Source organism: Streptomyces sp. NPDC059679 (assembly GCF_042734105.1).
In the GTDB taxonomy this organism is placed as follows: Bacteria; Actinomycetota; Actinomycetes; order Streptomycetales; family Streptomycetaceae; genus Streptomyces.
Genome location: NZ_JBHWES010000009.1, coordinates 160,253 through 180,782 on the forward strand (window position 1 = coordinate 160,253; position 20,530 = coordinate 180,782).

The 20,530-nt window shown below is 73.2% G+C and carries 20 protein-coding genes; 4 read left to right on the forward strand and 16 right to left on the reverse strand.

Features of this window, described 5'->3' with window-relative positions:
• Positions 1-60: 60 nt before the first annotated feature.
• A complete protein-coding gene (locus ACFV2X_RS13545; protein WP_385615417.1) occupies positions 61-549 on the reverse strand; it encodes a fic family toxin-antitoxin system, toxin component in 489 nt (162 codons plus the stop codon).
• On the reverse strand, positions 546-821 hold the full coding sequence (locus ACFV2X_RS13550; protein ID WP_014180695.1) for a plasmid mobilization protein: 276 nt from the start codon (positions 819-821) through the stop codon (positions 546-548). The genes ACFV2X_RS13545 and ACFV2X_RS13550 overlap by 4 nt, the downstream gene beginning before the upstream one ends.
• Before the next feature lie 111 nt (positions 822-932).
• Between ACFV2X_RS13550 and ACFV2X_RS13555 the strand changes: the two genes are divergently transcribed.
• Complete coding sequence (locus ACFV2X_RS13555) at positions 933-1,586, forward strand: DsbA family oxidoreductase (RefSeq protein WP_385615421.1); 654 nt, start codon at positions 933-935, stop codon at positions 1,584-1,586.
• Positions 1,587-1,657: 71 nt separating this feature from the next.
• Positions 1,658-2,719, forward strand: a complete 1,062-nt coding sequence (locus ACFV2X_RS13560; RefSeq protein WP_385615424.1) for an aminotransferase class V-fold PLP-dependent enzyme — start codon at positions 1,658-1,660, stop codon at positions 2,717-2,719.
• A gap of 50 nt (positions 2,720-2,769) precedes the next feature.
• Here ACFV2X_RS13560 and thpD read toward each other — a convergent pair whose 3' ends face one another.
• From thpD to ACFV2X_RS13590, 6 genes are all read right to left on the reverse strand, one after another.
• The gene (gene thpD, locus ACFV2X_RS13565; RefSeq protein ID WP_385615426.1) at positions 2,770-3,657 is read right to left on the reverse strand and encodes an ectoine hydroxylase; all 888 of its coding nucleotides are present in this window, start codon (positions 3,655-3,657) and stop codon (positions 2,770-2,772) included.
• A gap of 5 nt (positions 3,658-3,662) precedes the next feature.
• Positions 3,663-4,067, reverse strand: coding sequence for an ectoine synthase (locus tag ACFV2X_RS13570; RefSeq protein WP_385615429.1), 405 nt, complete (start codon positions 4,065-4,067; stop codon positions 3,663-3,665).
• A gap of 48 nt (positions 4,068-4,115) precedes the next feature.
• Positions 4,116-5,384: a diaminobutyrate--2-oxoglutarate transaminase gene (ectB, locus tag ACFV2X_RS13575; RefSeq protein WP_385615431.1), complete on the reverse strand. Its 1,269-nt coding sequence runs from the start codon at positions 5,382-5,384 to the stop codon at positions 4,116-4,118.
• Positions 5,385-5,469: 85 nt separating this feature from the next.
• Positions 5,470-6,015 (reverse strand): diaminobutyrate acetyltransferase, encoded by a 546-nt coding sequence (gene ectA, locus ACFV2X_RS13580; protein WP_385615434.1) that lies wholly within the window; start codon positions 6,013-6,015, stop codon positions 5,470-5,472.
• Between the two features lie 323 nt (positions 6,016-6,338).
• On the reverse strand, positions 6,339-7,133 hold the full coding sequence (locus tag ACFV2X_RS13585; RefSeq protein WP_385615436.1) for a hypothetical protein: 795 nt from the start codon (positions 7,131-7,133) through the stop codon (positions 6,339-6,341).
• The gene (locus tag ACFV2X_RS13590) at positions 7,130-7,648 is read right to left on the reverse strand and encodes a SigE family RNA polymerase sigma factor (RefSeq protein WP_256982359.1); all 519 of its coding nucleotides are present in this window, start codon (positions 7,646-7,648) and stop codon (positions 7,130-7,132) included. Before ACFV2X_RS13590 ends, ACFV2X_RS13585 begins: the two co-directional genes overlap by 4 nt.
• A gap of 400 nt (positions 7,649-8,048) precedes the next feature.
• On the opposite strand from ACFV2X_RS13590, the gene ACFV2X_RS13595 reads away from it, so the two are divergent.
• Together ACFV2X_RS13595 and ACFV2X_RS13600 are read left to right on the forward strand one after the other, a co-directional pair.
• Entirely contained in the window at positions 8,049-9,158 is a 1,110-nt protein-coding gene (locus ACFV2X_RS13595) for an amidohydrolase family protein (RefSeq protein WP_385615439.1), read from the forward strand.
• A 281-nt stretch (positions 9,159-9,439) separates the two neighbouring features.
• Complete coding sequence (locus ACFV2X_RS13600; RefSeq protein ID WP_385615559.1) at positions 9,440-10,366, forward strand: SCO1860 family LAETG-anchored protein; 927 nt, start codon at positions 9,440-9,442, stop codon at positions 10,364-10,366.
• Between the two features lie 95 nt (positions 10,367-10,461).
• On the opposite strand, the gene cobC is transcribed toward ACFV2X_RS13600, so the two are convergent.
• The 8 genes from cobC to ACFV2X_RS13640 all read right to left on the reverse strand — a co-directional run bounded on the left by cobC (position 10,462) and on the right by ACFV2X_RS13640 (position 20,455).
• Positions 10,462-11,553, reverse strand: a complete 1,092-nt coding sequence (cobC, locus tag ACFV2X_RS13605; RefSeq protein WP_385615441.1) for an Rv2231c family pyridoxal phosphate-dependent protein CobC — start codon at positions 11,551-11,553, stop codon at positions 10,462-10,464.
• A complete protein-coding gene (locus ACFV2X_RS13610) occupies positions 11,543-12,442 on the reverse strand; it encodes a sirohydrochlorin chelatase (RefSeq protein ID WP_385615444.1) in 900 nt (299 codons plus the stop codon). Before ACFV2X_RS13610 ends, cobC begins: the two co-directional genes overlap by 11 nt.
• A gap of 109 nt (positions 12,443-12,551) precedes the next feature.
• A complete protein-coding gene (locus ACFV2X_RS13615; protein WP_385615447.1) occupies positions 12,552-12,992 on the reverse strand; it encodes a cobalamin biosynthesis protein in 441 nt (146 codons plus the stop codon).
• 129 nt (positions 12,993-13,121) lie between these two features.
• Positions 13,122-14,534 (reverse strand): cobyrinate a,c-diamide synthase, encoded by a 1,413-nt coding sequence (locus tag ACFV2X_RS13620; RefSeq protein ID WP_385615449.1) that lies wholly within the window; start codon positions 14,532-14,534, stop codon positions 13,122-13,124.
• Between the two features lie 86 nt (positions 14,535-14,620).
• Entirely contained in the window at positions 14,621-15,226 is a 606-nt protein-coding gene (gene cobO / locus ACFV2X_RS13625; RefSeq protein ID WP_089511242.1) for a cob(I)yrinic acid a,c-diamide adenosyltransferase, read from the reverse strand.
• Positions 15,226-17,421, reverse strand: coding sequence for a putative cobaltochelatase (locus ACFV2X_RS13630; RefSeq protein WP_385615453.1), 2,196 nt, complete (start codon positions 17,419-17,421; stop codon positions 15,226-15,228). Before ACFV2X_RS13630 ends, cobO begins: the two co-directional genes overlap by 1 nt.
• Positions 17,418-19,103 carry a cobyric acid synthase gene (locus tag ACFV2X_RS13635; protein ID WP_385615456.1) on the reverse strand — a complete coding sequence of 562 codons (1,686 nt, stop codon included), beginning with the start codon at positions 19,101-19,103 and terminating at the stop codon, positions 17,418-17,420. Before ACFV2X_RS13635 ends, ACFV2X_RS13630 begins: the two co-directional genes overlap by 4 nt.
• Positions 19,104-19,105: 2 nt before the next feature.
• Positions 19,106-20,455 carry a cobalamin biosynthesis protein gene (locus ACFV2X_RS13640; RefSeq protein ID WP_385615459.1) on the reverse strand — a complete coding sequence of 450 codons (1,350 nt, stop codon included), beginning with the start codon at positions 20,453-20,455 and terminating at the stop codon, positions 19,106-19,108.
• Positions 20,456-20,530 lie beyond the last annotated feature (75 nt).

The window sequence follows — 20,530 nt, forward strand, 5'->3', positions numbered from 1 at the left end:
CACCGCGGGCGGGACCGGTCGGTCCCGCCCGCGGTGTTTGTGTTTACGGGAGCAGCGGGCTCAGCCGTCGGCCGTCCCGTTCCCCGCTCCGTCCGCTGTTCCATCCGCATCCGTACCTGCCTCCGCATCCGCCTCCGCCGCGCCCTCTGACGTCCAGGCGCGCAGGGCGCGGGCGATGTGCCGCAGCGGAACCCCCGGGCCCGCGATATCGCGCATCAGCGCCAGCACCTCGGAGCCCTTGACGTCCTGGGCGACGGACAGGCCGTTTATCGTCAGCACCGCCCGGGTCGCGGCCCATGCGGCGTCGGCCTGGGAGTGTTCGAGCCAGGGGTGGCGCAGCAGCGTGTCGAGGACGGCGGCCGCCTTGAGATGGGCGCCCCAGTACACGTCCTGATTCAGCATGTTCGCGCCGTGCCGGTGGATGGCCGCCAGCGGCACCCCGTAGTCGTCTATCGCGGGCGAACCGGGGATGTCCGCGGTCGCCTGGAGCAGGGCGGGGAAGTCGATGGCAAGCCCTGGAGAATGGGGCGACCGGGCCGACCGGGTCAACAGGCGTCCTTCAGGCGCGTGGCCGGGTCGAACCCCATCTCCCTGCTCGTGCTGCGCGGGCGCGCCGCAAGCTCCTCGTTGAGCTCCTTGAACTCGCCCCGCCAGCGCTGCAGCGAATCCCGGAACGCGGCCAGGAACGCCTCCCGCGTCTCGTCCCGGTCCAGCGCGAGCTGAGCCCGCCCGTACGCCTGGAGCGTCATGCCGACGGCCGCCGCACGGCGCCGGATCTCCTCGTGTTCTTCTTCGGTGAGCCGGAGGATGAGGTTGGCCATGCGGGGAGACAATCACCCCGAATCAGGTGATCGCAATCCCCGTGGGGAATGAACCGGGGCGCCTCGTGGTTGACTCCCTGACCCTGCGACTGATCGGAAAAAGCGAGCCCCATGCGTGTAGAGATCTGGTCCGACATCGTCTGTCCCTGGTGCTACATCGGAAAGGCCCGCTTCGAACAGGGCCTGGCCGCCTTCGACCACCGCGACCAGGTCGAGGTGGTGCACCGCTCCTTCGAGCTCGACCCCGACCACCCCAAGGGCGACACCGTGCCGGTGCTCGACATGCTCGCGACCAAGTACCGCGTCCCGCGCGAACAGGCCCAGGCCATGGAGGCCCGGGTCGCGGAGGCCGCCGCCGACGCCGGGCTCGGCTACCGCTCCGACCGCGACCACGGCAACACCTTCGACGTCCACCGGCTGCTGCACCTCGCCAAGGCCCGCGGGCGCCAGAGCGAACTGCTCGACCGGCTCTACGCCGCGAACTTCGCCGAAGAGCGGTCCCTCTTCGACCCCGAGACGCTGCTCTCCGCCGCCGCCGAGGCCGGGCTCGACCCCGCCGAGGCCCGTACGGTGCTCGACGACGAGACCGCGTACGCCGAGGACGTACGGGCCGACGAGAGCGAGGCCGCCGCGCTGGGCGCCAGCGCCGTGCCCTTCTTCGTCCTCGACCGCCGCTTCGGCGTCTCTGGCGGCCAACCGGCTGAGATCTTCACCCAGGCGCTGCGCCAGGCATGGGAAGCGTCGCAGGTCAGCGGGGGCAAGTAAGGACTGCATGGGGGTACGCGTCAGATGTTGGCGATGGACGCGGGGGTGGTCGCCTCTCATAGTGGGTGGACATGGAGCCCCTGGGAGGCGCGGAATTCGCGCCGCAGACGACGTATCTCAACACCTCCTCCACAGGTCTGATCCCCGCCCGGACCGTGGCCGCCATGAAGCAGGCCCTTGACGCCGCCGCGGGCGGAGGGCCCGACGCCGACCTGGCCTGGGAAGCGGTGGAGGAGGCGCGCGCCGCCTTCGCCCGGCTGACCGGGGTGCCGGCCCGGCGGGTCGCGGCGGGCGCCTCGGTCGCCGTGTACGCGGGGCTGGTGGCGGCCTCACTGCCGCCCGGCGCCGAAGTCCTCGTCGCCGAGGGCGACTTCAGCTCACTGGTGAACCCCTTCACCATGCGCCGCGACGTCAAGTCGCGTGCCGTCCCGCTGGAGGCCCTGGCGGACGCGGTACGCCCCGGCACCGCCCTGGTCGCCGTCAGCGCCGTGCAGTCGGCGGACGGCCGGATCGCCGACCTCGACGCCATCCGGGCGGCGGCCCGCGCGCACGGCGCCCGGCTCCTGGTCGACAGCAGCCAGAGCCTCGGCTGGCTGCCGCTGAACGCCGACGACGTGGACTACACCGTATGCGTCGGCTTCAAATGGCTCATGTGTCCGCGCGGCGTCACCTTCCTGACCGTGCCCGAGGACTTCGGCGGGCTGACCCCGGTCTTCGCCGGCTGGGCGGCCGGTGAGAAGCCCTGGGACAGCTGCTACGGACCGGTCGGGGAACTGGCGCACTCCGCCCGCCGCTTCGACCAGAGCCCCAGCCTCCTGTCGTACGTGGGCGCCGCGCGCTCCCTCGCGCTCGTCGAGGAACTGGGCACCGCGGCCATCGGCGCCCACGACCGCGCCCTCGCCGACCGCTTCCGGGCCGGGCTCACCGCGCTGGGGCACGGATGCGCTGCCGCGCCCGGGTCGGCGATCGTGTCCGTGCCGGGGCTCGGCCACGCTGCGGCTCGCCTTGCGGAGGCGGGTGTCTCGGTCGCGGCGCGCGCCGGAAATCTGCGTGCCTCGTTCCACCTCTACAACACCGAGGCCGATGTGGACCGGCTGCTGGAGGTGGTCGCGGACGTGGTGGCGGGGGCGTAGCGGCTCCGCCGCGGGGGCCCGGCGCAGGCGTCTCGGGCCCCCGCCCGGGGTCAGCGCACGGGCGTGAAGTCCCGCGCTCCGATGAACTCCGGCCGCCGGACCGGTGCTGCGAAGGGCTCGACCGCCGCGTTCTCCACGCTGTTGAAGACGATGAAGACATTGCTGCGCGGGTACGGGGTGATGTTGTCGCCCGACCCGTGCATGGCGTTGCAGTCGAACCAGGTCGCCGACCCGGCCTTGCCGGTGAACAGCCTGATCCCATGCGCGTCGGCGAGCTTCGTCAGTGACTCGTCCGACGGGGTGCCCGCGTCCTGCATCTGCAGCGACTTCTTGTAGTTGTCCTTCGGGGTCGCCCCCGCGCAGCCGAGGAAGGTGCGGTGCGAGCCCGGCATGATCATCAGGCCGCCGTTGGTGTCGTGGTTCTCGGTCAGCGCGATGGACACCGACACCGTGCGCATATTCGGCAGCCCGTCCTCGGCGTGCCAGGTCTCGAAGTCGGAGTGCCAGTAGAAGCCCGAGGCGCCGAAGCCCGGCTTGACGTTGATCCGGCTCTGGTGGACGTACACATCCGAACCGAGGATCTGGCGGGCCCGGCCCACGACACGCGGGTCGCGGACCAGGCTCGCGAAGACCTCGCTGATCCGGTGCACCTCGAACACCGACCGTACGTCCTGCGACGTGGGCTCGATGATCGAGCGCTCGTCGGCCCGCACCTTCGGGTCGGCGATCAGCCGGTCGAGTTCGGCGCGGTAGACCGCGACCTCGTCCGGGGCGATCAGCTTCTCGATCGCCAGGAAGCCGTCGCGTTCGAAGCCGCCCAGCTCGGCAGGGCGCAGCGGCCCTGGGGTCCCGGGATCGGACCACACCACCGGGTCCACGCGTGGGGTGACCGTCTCGGAGCTTCCGCGGGTCGGGTACAGGTCAGCGACCGTGGTCATCTGGATCAGGCCTCCTCCGGCTCGGTGATCAGGGGGTATACGCCGTTCTCGTCGTGGTCCTCCCGTCCGGTGATCGGCGGGTTGAAGACGCAGACACAGCGGAAATCGGTCTTGGGACGCAGGGTGTGCTTCTCATGCCCGTCCAGCAGATACATGGTGCCGGGGACGATCCAGTGCTTCTCGCCGGTTTCGTCGTTGGTGAGCTCGGCCTCGCCCTCGACGCACAGCACGGCCTCGATGTGGTGGGCGTACCACATCGATGTCTCCGTGCCGGCGTAGAGCGTGGTCTCGTGCAGTGAGAAGCCCACCCGCTCCCTCGCCAGGACGATGCGCTTGCTCTCCCAGGTACCCGAAGCGGACTTCACATGCCGTTCGGTGCCCTCGATGTCCTTGAAGGATCGGACGATCACGGTGGATTGCGCCTTTCTGTTGGTGATCTGACGTGTTCTGGTGTGGCGTCAGGCGGTTTCACGGACGGCTCGGGCCAGCGTCCGCAGGCCCTCGTCCAGCTCCTCGGGGGAGACGGTCAGCGGCGGCAGCAGCTTGACGACCTCGCTCTGCGGGCCCGACGTCTCCACCAGCAGGCCGAGCTCGAAGGCGCGAGCGCACACCGCCGAGGCACGCGAGGGGTCGGTGAACTCCAGGCCCCAGACCAGGCCCCGGCCGCGGTACTGGGCGCCCAGCCTGACGTGTTCCTCGCAGATCTCGCGCAGCGCCTGCTCGACCTGCTCGCCGCGGGCGAGGGTCTGCTTCTCCATCTGGCCGTCGGCCCAGTAGGTGTCCAGGGCCGCGGCGGCGGTGACGAAGGCCGGGTTGTTGCCGCGGAAGGTGCCGTTGTGCTCGCCCGGCTCCCAGATGTCCAGCTCGGGCCGGAAGAGCGCCAGCGACATGGGCAGGCCGTAGCCGCCGATGGACTTGGAGAGCGTGACGATGTCCGGGGTGATGCCCGCCTCCTCGAAGGAGAAGAACGGGCCGGTGCGGCCGCAGCCCATCTGGATGTCGTCGACGATCAGCAGCATGTCGCGGCGCTTGCACAGGTCGGCCAGGCCGCGCAGCCACTCGGCGCGCGCCACGTTGATACCGCCCTCGCCCTGCACCGTCTCGACGATGACCGCGGCGGGCTGGTTGAGCCCGGAGCCCTGGTCCTCCAGCAGCCGCTCGAACCACAGGAAGTCGGGCACCCGGCCGTCCAGGTAGTTGTCGAACGGCATCGGTGTGCCGTGGACCAGCGGGATACCGGCGCCGGCCCGCTTGAAGGCGTTGCCGGTGACGGCGAGCGCGCCGAGCGACATCCCGTGGAAGGCGTTGGTGAAGGACACGATGGCCTCGCGCCCCTTGACCTTGCGGGCCAGCTTGAGGGCGGCCTCGACGGCGTTGGTGCCGGTCGGGCCAGGGAACATGACCTTGTACGGCAGGTCGCGCGGGCGCAGCACGGTGTTCTGGAAGGTCTCCAGGAAGGCGCGCTTGGCGGTGGTGCCCATGTCCAGGCCGTGGGTGACGCCGTCGCGCTCGATGTAGTCCAGCAGGGCGCGTTTGAGGACCGGGTTGTTGTGACCGTAGTTGAGCGCTCCGGCCCCGGCGAAGAAGTCGAGGTAGGTGTGGCCGTCCTCGTCGTACATGTAGCTGCCCTGCGCGCGGTCGAAGACGGCGGGCCAGCCGCGGCAGTAGCTGCGTACCTCCGACTCCAGGGCCTCGAAGACGCTCAGCGCGGGCGGGGTGATGGTCACAGCATTCTCCTGGGAGATGAGTGTGAGGGGGGTGAGAGCTCGGTGCGGGGGTGCGGTGTGGGGGGTGTGCTGCTCAGGTGGCGCGTCAGGTGTGGAAGACGAGGGGGCCGATGCGGTACAGCACCTCGGGCTCATGGCCGCCGTCGGGGAACAGACCGCCGTCGAACAGCACCTCGCGCTCCACGGCCGCCCCGTGCCGCTCGGCGAAGGAGGTGAACAGCCTGTTGGAGGCGGTGTTGTCCGGCGTGATCGTGGTCTCGATGCCATGGATGTCCGACTGCTCGGCGACGCGTGCGGTCAGCCCGTCCAGCAGGGCGGCGGCCAGCCCTCTGCCGCGCCACGCCTGGTCCACGGCGACCTGCCAGATCACCAGGGTCCTGGGGCGCTTGGGGCGGATGTAACCCGTGACGAAGCCGACCGGCTCCCCCTGTGCGTCCCGGGCCACGACCGACGTGGCGGCGAAGTCGCGGCACCACAGCAGATAGCTGTAGGAGGAGTTCAGGTCCAAGGTCCCGGAGTCGCGGGCGATGCGCCAGATCGCGGCTCCGTCCTCGACGCGTGGGGCCTCGAGCGTCAGTCCTTTCGGAATTTCTCTTCGGGCACGTGCAAGGTCTGCTTGTGCGGCGGTCATGCGGCTTGAATTTACCGAGCACAATCTTAAATTGCATTGCGGTGAGGGGTTACCCGAAGGGGGGTCGGTGTGTTATCGCGCGGGGACGCGCGTGCGCAGGAGGTGATGGATGAAAAGTGCTGATTTGTCGGGGAGTTACTGGGACGAAACACCCTCCGTGTGGAGTGCGTCACATCTGTGTAACGGTCGGGTGATGCACTCGAATTACAGCGTTTCCGGGTTACGAAATTTTAGCGTTTAGGGGTCCGGAAAGCGGGCAGAAGACGATGGGAGCCTGTATTCATAAAGGTGCTCCCTTTATATCTCCACCGGCCACCCAGAATTCACCTGGATTCGCGGAATGCGCCTCTGACGGCGAACGCGCCCGAGGGCCCGTTGCCGGAGGCCGAGTAGCTGTCCTCGGCGATGTCGCGGTCGCCCTCGGCGTGGTTGTACTGCCCGGCGAAGACATGCCGGCCCGCGGGCACCGTGGCCCCGTCCTTCAGCGTCCAGCGGTACACCAGCGCGTTCTTCTCGCTGCGCACCGAGACCTTCATATCGTCGGTGGGCAGCGTGCTCCAGGAGCCGGTGGTGAGCACCCCACCGGTGTGCGCGACCCGCAGCTCGACGGTCAGCGAGGTCAGCGGCTTGCCGGTCTTGAGGATCACATCGCTCTGCGCCCAGTACGGGTTCGACCCCGGGTCGATCTCGCCGTTCGAGCGAACCACAGGGTCGGCGAGGTGGTTTGGACCGACCGCGGTGGGGGAGGCGGTCGGGGTGTGCCGCTGCGACCCGTCGTCCGTTCCCCCTCCGCTCCCGGTGTCCCGCCCCGCGTCGGCGGGCGGGACCGCGGGCTCGCTCGACGTCCGTACGGTCTGCGGCCGCTGGGTCGGCTCCGTGGCCAGCACCACGATCCCCGCGGCGGCGACCGCCGCCGCGAGCCCGGCGACCGGGCCCGCCACGCGGGTCCACGGCCGCCCGGCCCTGCCCCCGCGCTCGGTGTGGCGCCGCTCGTCCCCGGCCATGCCCGCGGTCACCCGGGCCAGCATCCGGGCCCGGTCCGGCCGGTGGGACTCGGCGGCCGTGTGCAGTTCGGCGGCGACATCGATCCGGCCGTGCCGCTCGCGGTGGTCGATCATCGACCGTTCCCTCCCGCATGACCAGGGTGGAGTTTCCGTACGGTCTCCTGCGTGCCCGGCACCGGCTGCTGCCCGCCGCCGTGCGCCGAGCCGAGCAGCCGCTCCAGCTCCGCGATGCCGCGCGAGGTCTGGCTCTTGACCGTGCCCACCGAGATGCCGAGCGTACGCGCCGTCTCCCGCTCCGACAGGTCGAAGGCGTGCCGCAACACCACACAGGCGCGCTTACGGAACGGCAGCCTCACCAGGGCGGCCTGGACGTCCACCACGGCGGAGATGTCCGGGTCGTCGACGTGGTCGGCGCGCTGGGACGAGAAGAGCGCCACCCGGCGGCGCTCGCGCACCAGACTGCGGATCCGGGAGCGCGCCAGATTGGCGACGACACCCCGGGCGTACGCGGCCGGGTGGTCGGCGACCCGTACCCGCTCCCACTGGTGCCAGACGGCGACCAGCGCGTCGGCGGCGAGGTCGTCCGCGCCGTCGGAGCTGCCGAGCAGCAGGTGGGCGAGGCGGGCCAGTTCGGTGTGGTGCCGCTCGAAGAAGTCCCGGAACTCCTCCTGGACATCCGGTGGCCCGGCGGGCGGGAGATCGGCTGGCGGAATGGACGCCGGAACGGGTGCCGGCGCGGACGCCGGGGCGGGTGGCGGGTCCGACAGAGTGGCCGCCGGTAAGTCCGGCAGGGGGCTTCTCCCAGCGGTAGCCGGGGGCGCGTTCTCCGGTGACTCCGGCAATGCCGCCGGTGCGGGGCGTACGGCGGCCGGATCATCGGTGGGAGCGCTCACGCGGGCCTCCTCACTTCCCCTCATCCGGTGGGTTGCGTGAGCGTAGCAGCGCTCCTCGTGTTGTACGAGTGGCGCCGTCCAGCCCCCTGGGAACTGGCCGGTCAGCGCGTCGGCGAAGTCTCGTACAGTGCGAGGCATGAGGGATAGCGCGGTGCTGCACATCAAGGGCAGGGTGCTCGTCGGGCCGGAGGCCGAGGGCTCCGCCTGGGACGTCAGGGACGAACTGTGGGTCGTCGACGGGAAGATCACTTACGACCGGCCGACCGCCGCCCGGGACGTGCGGACCATCGAGGGATGGGTGCTGCCCGGGCTCGTGGACGCGCACTGCCACGTGGGACTCGACACGCATGGCGCCGTCGACGAGTCGACCAGCGAGAAGCAGGCGCTGGCCGAGCGGGAGGTCGGGGCGCTGCTGCTGCGGGACGCCGGCTCGCCCGCCGACACCCGCTGGATCGACGAACGCGACGACCTGCCCCGCATCATTCGCGCGGGCCGCCACATCGCCCGGACCAAGCGCTACATCCGCAACTACGCCCATGAGATCGAGCCCGAGGAGCTGGTGGCGTATATCGCGCTGGAGGCGCGGCGCGGGGACGGCTGGGTCAAGCTGGTCGGCGACTGGATCGACCGGGAGGCCGGGGACCTGGCGGCCTGCTGGCCGCGCGCGGAGGTCGAGGCGGCCATCGCCGAGGCACACCGGCTGGGCGCGCGGGTCACCGCGCACTGCTTCGCGGAGGAGACCCTGGCCCCCCTGGTCGAGGCGGGGATCGACTGCGTCGAGCACGCCACGGGGCTGACCGAGGACACCATCCCGCTCTTCGCGGAGCGCGGTGTCGCGATCGTCCCGACCCTGGTCAACATTGCCACCTTCCCCAAGCTGGCGACGGCCGGGGAGGGGAAGTTCCCGCGCTGGGCGGACCATATGCGGCGGCTGCACGAGCGCCGCTACGACACCGTGCGCGCGGCCTACGACGCGGGCGTGCCCATCTACACCGGCACCGACGCGGGCGGTTCACTTCCGCACGGCCTGGTCGGCCAGGAGGTCGCCGAGCTGGTCAAGGCCGGCCTTCCGACGACCGCCGCGCTGTCGGCCGCCACCTGGGGCGCGCGGGCCTGGCTCGGCCGCCCCGGGCTCACCGAGGGCGCATCGGCGGACCTGGTGGTGTACGAATCGGATCCGCGGGCCGATGTGCGGGTGCTGACGGCGCCGCGGCGGGTGGTGCTGCGCGGGCGGGTGGTCGGCTGAGGGCGGTTTGGCCGGCGGGGCGGGCGCAGCGGACTCGGCGGCCTCAGGGCACCCGATACCCCCAGGGCACCCGATACCCCAGGGGTTCGAACGCGCCGTCGAGTCACACTCGTTGGGATGAACTGACCCCAGTTGGCTGCCGGTTGGCCTTGCGCGCCGCAAATATTGCGGGGTCGATGCCGTCGGCGCCCGTGGTGTCCCCCCGTGGCGAGTCGCCGACGGCTCCATGTCTCCTGTGGGGGTCAACTCACGTGTCCTGTTCCACCAACAACTACTCAGGCATGCCCGCCCGCCGGCTGGCAGCCGCCACGGCAGCTGCCGCCGTCTCCGTACTGGGCCTGCTGCCCGCGGGCGCGGCGCACGCCACCGATGGCGACAGCAAGGCGGGCGAGTCCGCGAAGACGAGCACGCACACGACGGGCGGAGCCGGCGCGGCCGTACTCCGCGCCGATCTGAACGTCGCGTTGCTCAACAAGACCGTCAAGGCGCCGCTGGCGCTCGCCCTGAACGAGGTGCGCGCGCCGGCTTCCGCCAACAAGACCGCGCTCAGCGCGACGCTGGACGGCGTCGAGGGGGGCAAGCCGTTCAACGTTCTGCGCGCGGACGTGGCCACCGCACGTGGCACCGTCGAGAAGTCGCGTGCCGAGGGGTACGCCAACCTCGCACACGCCACAGTGCACCTCCCGGGGCTGCCGGCGGTGCCGCTGATCGAGGTCCAGCAGGTCACCTCGAAGGCGGTGTGCGTGGCCGGAAAGCGGCCGACCGCCAAGTCCAATGTGCTGGGCAGCGTGGTCGTGCTCGGCAAGAAGGCCAACCTCACCACCAGCGGCACGACCACGGTCGATGTGCCCGGCGTCGGCACGGTGCGGCTCGACCTGTCGCGCACCTCGACCACCTCCCGCACCGCCGCGGCCACGGCGCTCGAACTGAAGGTCTCGGTCAACCCGCTCAAGCTGAACGTCTCCGAGGTCGAGGGGACGGTCACCCTGGCCGACGCGACCTGTGAGGCCCCGGCCGCCCCGGGCGCGGGCTCCGAAATCGGCTCCCAGGCCACCTCGGGCCCGAAGCCGGAACACCTCGCCGAGACAGGCGGCAGCTCCACCACGCCATACCTCGTGGCCGGCGGCGCCGCCCTCCTCGGCCTGGGCGCCGGTGCCGTTGTCCTGGCCCGCCGCCGCCGCGCCGCGGCACCAGGCGACGGGGTCTGACGGACCCCGGTCCGGGGCCGGCCAGGGCGCCGGGCGGCGGGCTTCCGCCCGCCCGGCGCCCTGCCGCGGCTGACCCCCGTCCGGTCGGCCCCGGGTCAGCCTTCGGCGAGTGCCTTCGCCAGGGCGGTGACGAAGCGGTCGGTCGTGGCCGGGTCGCGGACCGCGAGGCGCAGCCAGTCCGGGCCGAGGCCCGGGAAGGTGTCGCCGCGCCGCACCGCGAAACCGAGCTCGCGCAGGCGGGCGCGGGTCGCGGTGGCGTTCGGCAGCCGGATCAGCAGGAAGGGTCCGGCCGCCGGGGCGCACACTCGGATCTCCTCGAACTCGGCCAGCCGCGCAACCAGATGGGCCCGGTCGACGGAGATCGTCTCCGCCGCCCGCGCCGCCTCGGCGAGCGCCGGAGCCGCACAGCACGCCTCCGCCGCCGCCAGGGCAAGGGAGGACACCGGCCACAGCGGCTGCGCCCGCTCCAGGGCCGCGACCGTATCCGGCTCCGCCAGCGCATAGCCGATCCGCAGCCCCGCGAGCCCCCAGGTCTTGGTGAGGCTGCGCAGCACGACCAGCCCCGGCACATCGGCGCGGCCGGCGAGCGATTCCCGCTCGCCGGGCACCGCGTCCATGAACGCCTCGTCCACCACCAGGGTCCGCCCCGGGCGGGCCAGGGCGGCCACCGCATCCGCGGGGTGCAGCACGGACGTCGGGTTGGTGGGGTTGCCCACCACCACCAGGTCCGCTTCCTCCGACACCGCGCCCGGGTCGAGCCGGAAACCGTCGCGCTCGTCCAGCACCACCCGCTCCACCTGGTGCCCGGCGTCCCGCAGCGCGGCCTCCGGCTCCGTGAACTGCGGGTGCACCACGACCGGGCGCCGCACCGGGAGGGCGCGGGCGAGCAGGACGAACGCCTCCGCAGCACCCGCCGTCAACAGCACCCGCGCCGACGGCGCACCATGCCGCGCGGCGACCGCACACCGCGCCGCGCGGCCGTCCGGATAGGCGGCGAGGCCGTCGAGCGCGGCGGCCATGCGAGCCTTGAGCCAGCCGGGAGGGGTGTCGGCCCGGACGTTGACCGCGAGGTCCGTCAGCTCGGCGCCGGAGCCCCGCACCTCCGCGTCACCGTGGTGACGCAGATGGTGCGGGTCGAACCCGGCGGACGGACCGACGGAGACGTCAGCGAGCTGATCAGCGGACATGCTCGGGGGAGTCGGACTGCCGACCCTGCTGCGCGGGCACGGCCACCGAGCCGCCCGTCTCATCCCCCGCCGCTACCTCGGCCGCATCCTCAGCCGCGTCCCCGGCCTTGTGGTCGGCTTCGTCCCCAGCCGCCTCCCGGTAGCGCTCCATGACGAGCTCCATCAGCTCCTCCGAGGGGCCGGGTACATCGGCGGTCACCACCTCGATCTCCGGGTACGCCAGCGCCCAGCCCTCCGCCTGCTGCTGCGCCCGGTCCGCCGCCGTCCCCGCGAACAGGAAGTACGGCAGCACCACGATGCGCCGCGCCCCCAGCCGCGCGCAGCGGTCGAGGCCCGAGGCCACGTCCGGCGCGGCCATCGAGACAAAGGCGGTCTCCACACCGCCGAAGCCGCGGCCCTCCCACAGCAGCCTGGCGGCCCGGTGCACCTCGGCGTTGGACTCGGGGGCCACCGACCCGGGGCCCACCAGCAGGACGGTGGTCTCCGCCCGGTCGGAGGGGGAGCGGCGCGGGCCGTCGCCCAGCGCCTCGTTCAGACGGCGCTCCAGTATGGCCAGCAGCCGGGGGTGCGGGCCCAGCGGGCGGGCGCGGACGAAGGACGTGTCGGGGCGCAGTTCGCATTCGCCGGCCAGCGCGGCGGTGAGGTCCTGCTCGGCGCGCTCGGAGGGGATCAGCGTCAGCGGTACGACGGCGAAGCGGGTCACTCCCTCGTCGGCGAGTCCGGCCACCGCGTCACCGAGCGGCAAAGGGCTTTGGCCGGTGAAGCCTCCCGCGACGGGGAGGCCGGGATTGCGGGTGCCCAACTCCCGTACGAAGTCGCGGAAGGCGTCGGCGCGCCTCTCGTCTCGGGTGCCGATGCCTGCGATGAGCAGCGCGGGCGGGGTCGTCACGAGGTCTCCTTGGTGCTGATGGTGCGGGTGGCACAGTGCGATGCGGGAGCTGGGATCCCGCCCCGAGACGTTACTGATTTCTGCGGGCCGATGTGCAGGCAGGTCATCTCTACCCGTCCTGCCCGTGTTTGCCCCGGCGCGCGAGACGGCGCGCGATGGCGCAGGTGGCCCGCGCGGGACGGCCACGCGGCTCCGATTTCCGCTTGGCCACGAGCAGTTCGCCCCCGGGCGTGGCGGCGAACAGGGCCGCCGCCTCGGCGACACTGGGCGTCCCCACGGCACTCAGCGCGGCCCCGGACGGACTCGGTACCGCGACGGAGGCCAGCGCCGCGGCCCCATAACCCCGCAGTGGCACGCCGAACCGGGCCGCCGCCGCGACCAGCCCCGGCTCGTCGGCCTTCCCCTCGACCGTGGCCAACTCCACGACCTCGCACACCGAGAGCCCCGCCTCGTCGAGCGTCCGCCGGATGAGCCCGGTCACTTCTCCGACGGACACACCACGCCCGGCACCGACCCCGACGACCAGCCCCGGGCACGGCAAGGAGGGCATCGGTGCTTTCGGCGCCACCGGAGCCGACGCGGACCCCACCGGAGGCTCCGGGAGCGCCCCCGCCCGTGTCACGCTCTCCACTCACCGTCCCCTCCCGTTCCGTTCCGTTCCGCCGTCCACTTCGCCCTCTCATCCACCCCGCCGCGCGCAACCGGCCACGAACCGGACCGCCGCGTCCGGCACCGCCGCCCAGTGCACATGCAGATACGACGCATGCACACCGCCCTGGACGAACCCCTCCGCGCGGCGCTCCGGACGGACCAGCCCCCACGCGGGCTCCGGCCCCGCGCCCGGCTCCACGGCGGTGCGGTGGAACTCATGCCCGCGCACCCGGGTCCCCGCGGCCGCGAGTGAGCTGTCGCCGATCGCCACCGCCTCGCGGTACCCCAGTGTCAGCCGCTCCGACATACGCGCCTCGGCGGGCAGCACTCCGCACATCGGCTCGCCGTCCAGCGAGCGCGCCAAGTACAGCAGTCCCGCGCACTCGGCAGCTATCGGCGCGCCGACCGCCGCGAGCCGGGCCACCTCCGCGCGCAGCGGCTCGTTCGCGGACAGCTCCGGCGCGAACACCTCCGGGAAGCCGCCTCCGATCACCAGGCCCGCGGTGCCCTGCGGCAGGCGCTCGTCCCGCAGCGGGTCGAAGGGAACCACCTCCGCGCCCGCGGCGGTGAGCAGTTCGGCGTGCTCCGCGTACGAGAAGGTGAACGCCGCCCCACCCGCCATCGCGACAACCGGCCGCCCTCCGCCCTCGGCCGCCTCCACTCCACCCCGCGCGGAGGCGGTCTCCCGCTCCGGGTCCCAGGGCGGGTCCGCCAGCGGCGGTGCGCTGCGCGCCAGGGCCAGTAGGCCCTCCAAGTCGCAGCCCTCGCGTACCTGTTCGGCCAGCGCGGCCACGGATTCGACCGCCTCCGCCCGCCGCTCGGCCACCGGTACCAGACCGAGATGGCGGCTCGGGGCGTGCACCGCGCGCATCCGACGCAGCGCCCCGAGGACCGGCACCCCCGACTCGTCCAGCGCCTCCCGCAGCAGTTCCTCATGCCGGTCCGAACCGACCTTGTTGAGGATCACCCCGGCCAACCGCACCTCGGGGTCCCAGGACGCGAAGCCGTGGACCAGCGCCGCCACCGAGCGGGACTGCGACGAGGCGTCCACCACCAGCACCACCGGCGCGCGCAGCAGCTTCGCCACATGCGCCGTCGACGCCAACTCGCCCTGCCCGGCCGCCCCGTCGTACAGCCCCATCACGCCTTCGACGACCGCCAGATCACAGCCGGCCGCCCCGCGCAGAAACAGCGGGCGTATCCGCTCCGGCCCGCACAGATAGGCGTCCAGATTGCGGCCCGGGCGGGCCGCCGGCCCGGAGCGGGCCGGGGACGAGACGGCCAGCGCGTGATAGCCGGGGTCGATGTAGTCCGGGCCGACCTTGTGGGGCGACACATCGAGACCGCGCTCCGCGAAGGCGGCCATCAGACCCGTGGCCACCATGGTCTTGCCGCTGCCGGAGGCGGGCGCGGCGATGACCAGGCGCGGCACGCTCACCACTGAACTCTCACCACCACTGAACTCTCACCATCGCTGAACTCTCACCGAACACCCACCATCACCGAACACTCCCCCCTGCCGAACACTCACCACTCGATGCCCCGCTGCCCCTTCTGACCGGTGTCCATCGGGTGCTTGACCTTTGACATATCGGTGACCAGATCCGCGAAGTCCAGCAGCTTCTGAGGCGCGTTACGCCCCGTGATGACCACATGCTGGGTCCCGGGCCGGTCGCGCAGCACCGACACCACCTCGTCGGTGTCCACCCAGCCCCAGTGCATGGGGTATGCGAACTCGTCCAGCACATACAGCCGATATGTCTCCGCCGCGAGGTCCCGCTTGACCTGCTCCCACCCCTCGCGCGCCGCCTCCTCGCTGGAGATGGCGTCCTGCTGAGAGCGCTGGAGCCATGACCAGCCCTCGCCCATCTTGTGCCATGCGACGGTCCCCCCTTCGCCCGACTCGCCGAGGACGCGCAGCGCACGCTCCTCGCCGACCCGCCACTTCGCGGACTTTACAAATTGGAATACACCGACCGGCCAACTTTGGTTCCACGCCCGCAGCGCCAGCCCGAACGCGGCCGTCGACTTGCCCTTGCCGACGCCCGTGTGCACGAGCACCAGCGGCCGGTTGCGGCGCTGCCGGGTGGTCAGCCCGTCGTCGGGTACGACGGTCGGTTGTCCTTGCGGCATCAGGCGGCCCTCCGGGTCCCTCGTACGGAAACGGTCCGTGTCTGTCGTACGGTCCGTGCGGTGTTTGTCCCGCGCGCGTCGCGCACCAGCGCGGTCATGCTGTCCGCGCGCAGTTCGTCGAGCGTCACCGGTGTCCCGCGCAGTTCGTGTGCCAGCGCGCCCGCCAAGCCCAGCCGGACGGGCCCCGCCTCGCAGTCCACCACCACCGAGGCGACCCCGTCGTCCGCCAGCAGCCGGGCCGCGCGCCCGGCCCGGGCGACCGGGTCCGGGCCGCCCGTGGCGCGCCCGTCCGTCACCACGACCAGCAGCGGCCGGCGCGACGGATCCCGCAGCCGCTCGATCCGCAGCACCTCGCGGGCCTTCAACAGCCCGGCGGCCAGCGGGGTGCGCCCGCCGGTGGGCAGCTTCTCCAGCCGGGCGGCGCCCGCGTCCACCGACGAGGTGGGCGGCAGCGCCAGGGCGGCCTCGGCGCCCCGGAAGGTGATCAGGCCGACCTTGTCCCGCCGCTGATAGGCGTCCAGCAGCAGCGACAGCACGGCGCCCTTGACGGCGCCCATGCGCTTCCGCGCGGCCATCGACCCCGACGCGTCCACCACGAACAGCACGAGGTTGCCCTCGCGGCCCTCGCGCACCGCCTCACGCAGGTCGTCACGGCGCACCACGAGCCCGGGGCCCTGCCGGCCGCGCGAGCGCTGATGCGGTGCGGCGGCCCGTACGGTCGCCGACAGATGCAGCTTGGACAGGGTGGAGCGGGGGCGGCGCGCGCCGGTGGTGCGGCCGTGGGCCGTACGGGCGCGCGACCGCCGCCCCGCCGCGCCCTCGCCGAGCCCTGGTACGTCGAGCCGCCGGGTCCGGAACGGCTCGGCGGCGCCCACGGCCGCGCGTTCGCCGCCGGGCCCGCCCGCCGCGGCCCCGCCCACACCCCCGTCTGCGGCATCAGGGACCTGGCTGTCCGAGCTGTTGGACCCGTCGGGGCCGTTGGATTCGTCGGGGCCCGTGCGCTGCTCGGGTACGGACGATCCGGCCGACGGCGGCGCCTGCTCCGGCGCGCCCTGCGGCGGCTGTCCGCCGCCCGGCCCGTCGGGACCCCCTGGACCGTCAGGCCCGCCCGGTCCCTCAGGTCCCTCCGGCCCATCCTGCTCGTCCCGACCCTCCGGCCCCGGGTCCGGGTCGTCGTCCCCGCCGCCGGACTCGCGCAGCACCTCGTCGAGCTTGTCCTCGTCCAGCCCCGGCGCGTCGAACGGAGCCCGCCGCCGCCGGTGCGGCAGCGACAGCAGCGCGGCCTGCCGTACGTCCTCGGTGGTCACCTCCGTACGCCCCGCCCACGCCGCCAGCGCCGTCGCCGTACGGGCCGTCACGATGTCCGCGCGCATCCCGTCCACCTCGAACGCCGCACACACCGCCGCGATCTGCCGCAGCGCGCCATCGCCCAGCCGCACTTGCCGCAGCAGGGCGCGCGCCGCCGCCACGCGCTCCCGCACCGCACCCTCCTCGTCCGCCCAGCGCGCCGCGAACCCGGCCGGGTCCTCGTCGTACGCCAGCCGCCGCCGCACCACCTCGACCCGCTCGTCGGTGTCCCGCGACGCCGCGACCTCCACCGTCAGGCCGAAGCGGTCCAGCAACTGCGGCCGCAGCTCGCCCTCTTCGGGGTTCATGGTGCCCACCAGCAGAAAGCGCGCCGCGTGCCGTACGGACACGCCCTCGCGCTCCACATAGGAGGCGCCCATGGCGGCCGCGTCGAGCAGCAGGTCGATCAAGTGGTCGTGCAGCAGGTTGACCTCATCGACGTACAGCACGCCGCGGTGCGCGTCGGCCAGCAGGCCCGGCTCGAACGCCTTCACCCCGTCGGACAGCGCCCGCTCGATGTCCAGCGCCCCGACCAGCCGGTCCTCGGAGGCGCCGACCGGCAGCTCGACCATCCGGGCGGGCCGTACGGTGCCGGTGCCCGGCTCGTGCGGACCGTCCGGGCAGCCCGGGTCGGGCGCGGCGGGGTCGCAGGAGAACCGGCAGCCGGCGACCACGTCGATGCCGGGCAGCAGGGCGGCGAGCGCCCGCACCGCCGTCGACTTCGCGGTGCCCTTCTCGCCGCGCACCAGCACCCCGCCGACGGCCGGTGATACGGCGTTGAGCAGGAGCGCCAGCCGCAGGTCGGCCATCCCGACGAGCGCGGTGAACGGGTAGGGGGTGGCGGTCATGCCTGGGTACCTCCAGCGGTGTGGTGGGCGCGGTGGTGGTGGTCTGGGCGAGGCGGAGGGAACGACGCCTTCGTAGCCGCTGCCTCCGAAGACGTCGTCTCCGTTGCCGCTGCGGGAGAGGGCAGCGACGGCCCGGGAGGCTGGGGCGGCGCCCCCGGCGGGACGAAGGGCAGTCCGTCCGGTACGCCGTTCTCGATCAGCCGCAGCAGCGCGTCCGTGTCCGCGTGCTCCTCGATGAGGTCGCCCAGCCGGTCCAGCTGCTCCTCGCGCAGCTCCCCGAAGCTGGTGTCGGGCGCCGGGACGAATGCCCGGCCCGCCGCGTCCGCGACCCGCCGCAGGAAGGCGCGCCGGAAGCCGTCGCTCTCCAGCGAGCCGTGCCAGTGCGTGCCCCACACCGAGCCGACCCGACAGCCGTCCAGGAAGGGTTCGTCCGCGCCATCCAGCAGCTCGGCGACCCCGTGGTGGATCTCGTAGCCCTCCACCGGCTCGCCCAACGCTTCGCCGACCGGCCGGGCCAGGGTCTTGTGCACCGCGAACCGCACTCGCACCGGCAGCAGCCCGAGCCCTTCGACGGTCCCGGCCCGCGACTCGACCTCGTCCTCGATGCGTTCGCCGAGCATCTGGAAGCCACCGCAGATGCCCAGCACCGGTCGGCCCTCCGCCGCCCGCCGCGCGATCGCCGCGGCCAGACCGCGTTCGCGCAGCCACGCCAGCGCCCGTACGGTGCCGCGGGTGCCCGGCACCACCACCAGATCGGCGTCGGCCAGCTCCTCCGGCCGGTCCACGAACCGCACGACCACGCCCGGCTCGGCGGCCAGCGCGTCCACGTCCGTGAAGTTCGACATGAGCGGCACGGCGGCGACCGCGACCCGCAGGATGTCCGCGCCGTGCGGCGGCGCGACGACGCTCTCGCGCACCGCCCCGCGCAGCGACACCCGCAGCCCGTCCTCCTCGTCGATGCCGAGCCCGTGCGCGTACGGCAGCACGCCCATGGCCGGGCGGCCCGTCAGGCCGCGCAGCATCTGAAGGCCCGGCTCCAGCAGGGTCACATCGCCGCGGAACTTGTTCACCAGATAGCCCGCGACCAGTCGCTGGTCGGCCTCGGAGAGCAGCGCGGTCGTGCCGAAGAACGACGCGAAGACGCCGCCGCGGTCGATGTCCCCGACCACGACGACCGGCAGCCGGGCGGCCCGCGCGAGCCCCAGGTTGACGATGTCGGTGCGGCGCAGATTGATCTCGGCGGGGCTGCCCGCGCCCTCGCAGATCACCGCGTCGTGCGTACGCCGCAGCTCGGCCAGGCACTCGGTGACGGTCCCCAGCAGCGACTCCTGCCGCCCCGCGTGGTAGCCGCGTGCGCTCAACTCGCCCACTGGTTTGCCCAGCAGCACCACTTGGCTGCTGCGGTCGCTGCCGGGTTTGAGCAGGACGGGGTTCATCAGCGCGCTCGGCTCGACGCGTGCGGCGGCGGCCTGCATGGCCTGGGCGCGGCCGATCTCCGCCCCGTCGCGGGTCACGAAGGAGTTGAGCGACATGTTCTGCGCCTTGAAGGGCGCGACGCTGACGCCCTTACGGCTGAGCCAGCGGCAGATTCCGGCCGTGACGACGCTCTTGCCCGCGTCCGAGGTCGTACCCGCGACGAGCAGCCCGCCGCCCGGCGCGCCCCCGCCCTGTGTCCCGCTCATCCTCAGTCCCTCCCCGCGGCCGTCGGCCGCACCGTCGCCGGACCGCCCGACCGGCCCGCGCCGGGTGCCTCGTATGAGCGTGTCTTGGCGCGCTGCGCGGGCTGGACTGAGGAGCCGCGCAGCGACGAGGGAAGCTCGCGCGTTGGAGCGCGCCGGGACTGAGCGGGAAGGAGGGGCATGGACCGTGCCCAGCGGGCGAGCGCGCCATGTGGGGCCCGCGCGGCGGGTACGGGTGCGGCACCGGGCCGCGCGGCCGTACGGGCCGGCCTCGGCGCCACGCCTGCCGCGAGCCGTGTCCCCGCCGCCAGTCGGGCCGCGACGGACACGCCGAGCGCCAGGGCACCGACGCGCCGCGAAAGCCGTACGGCGCGCTCGATGTCGGCCGCCTCGACCGGCCGCCCGCCGGGGTTGAGCACCGGACGGTGCTCGACGCGGCCGCCGTACGCGAGGGTGCCGCCCAGCCGTACGCCGAGCGCGCCCGCGAACGCGGCCTCCACGGGGCCCGCGTTGGGGCTCGGATGGCGGTGGCCGTCGCGCCGCCAGGCGCGCCATGCGCCGCGCGGATCGGGCCCGGCCAGGGCGGCCAGCGCCGCGGTGAGCCGTGCGCCGGGCCAGCCGGCGAGGTCGTCCAGCCGGGCCGAGGCCCAACCGAACCGCCGATAGCGCGGCGACTTGTGGCCCACCATCGCGTCCAGGGTGTTGACGGCCCGGAAGCCGACCAGGCCCGGCACCCCGCCGACTGCCCCCCACACCAGCGCGCCCACAACGGCGTCCGAGGTGTTCTCGGCGACCGACTCGACGACCGCGCGCGCGATCTGCGACTCGTCCAGCGCCTGCGGATCGCGCCCGCACAGGTGCGGCAGCCGGCGCCGGGCGGCGTCCAGGTCACCGGCCGTCAGCGCGCCGCCGACAGCCCGCGCCTCCCGGCCCAGCGTCGTGCCGCCGAGCACCGCCCAGGTGGCGGCGGCGGTCAGCATGGTCTGCGCGGCGGGGGAGCGGCGCCCCAGGGCGGAGGTTTCCGCGGCGCGGTGCCCCAAGACGCGGTGCCCCAAGACGGGACGTCCCGAGGGTTTCAGGACAGCGCTGCCCAGAGCGGAGCCTCCCGGCGCGGGGCGTCCCAAGGCCCGTACGGCGCGCCCCGACAGCACGGCGCCCGCGGCCGCGCCGCCCGCGCACAGCGCGGTGTAGAGGGCCCCGGATCCGCGGTGGTCGCGCCACAGCAGCCGCTCGACAGCCAGGGCGGCGCGCCCGAACGCGGCCACAGGATGGCCGCGGCGCGGATCGCCCATGGCGAGGTCGCCGAGAAAGCCGAGGGCGGCGCCGCACGCGTACGAGGCGTGATCGGCACGCATCGTCAGTCCGCCGTCTTGCCTCGGTACATGGGGAACGTCAGGAACATCAGGGGTGTCGGAGGCGCCGGGACGTGG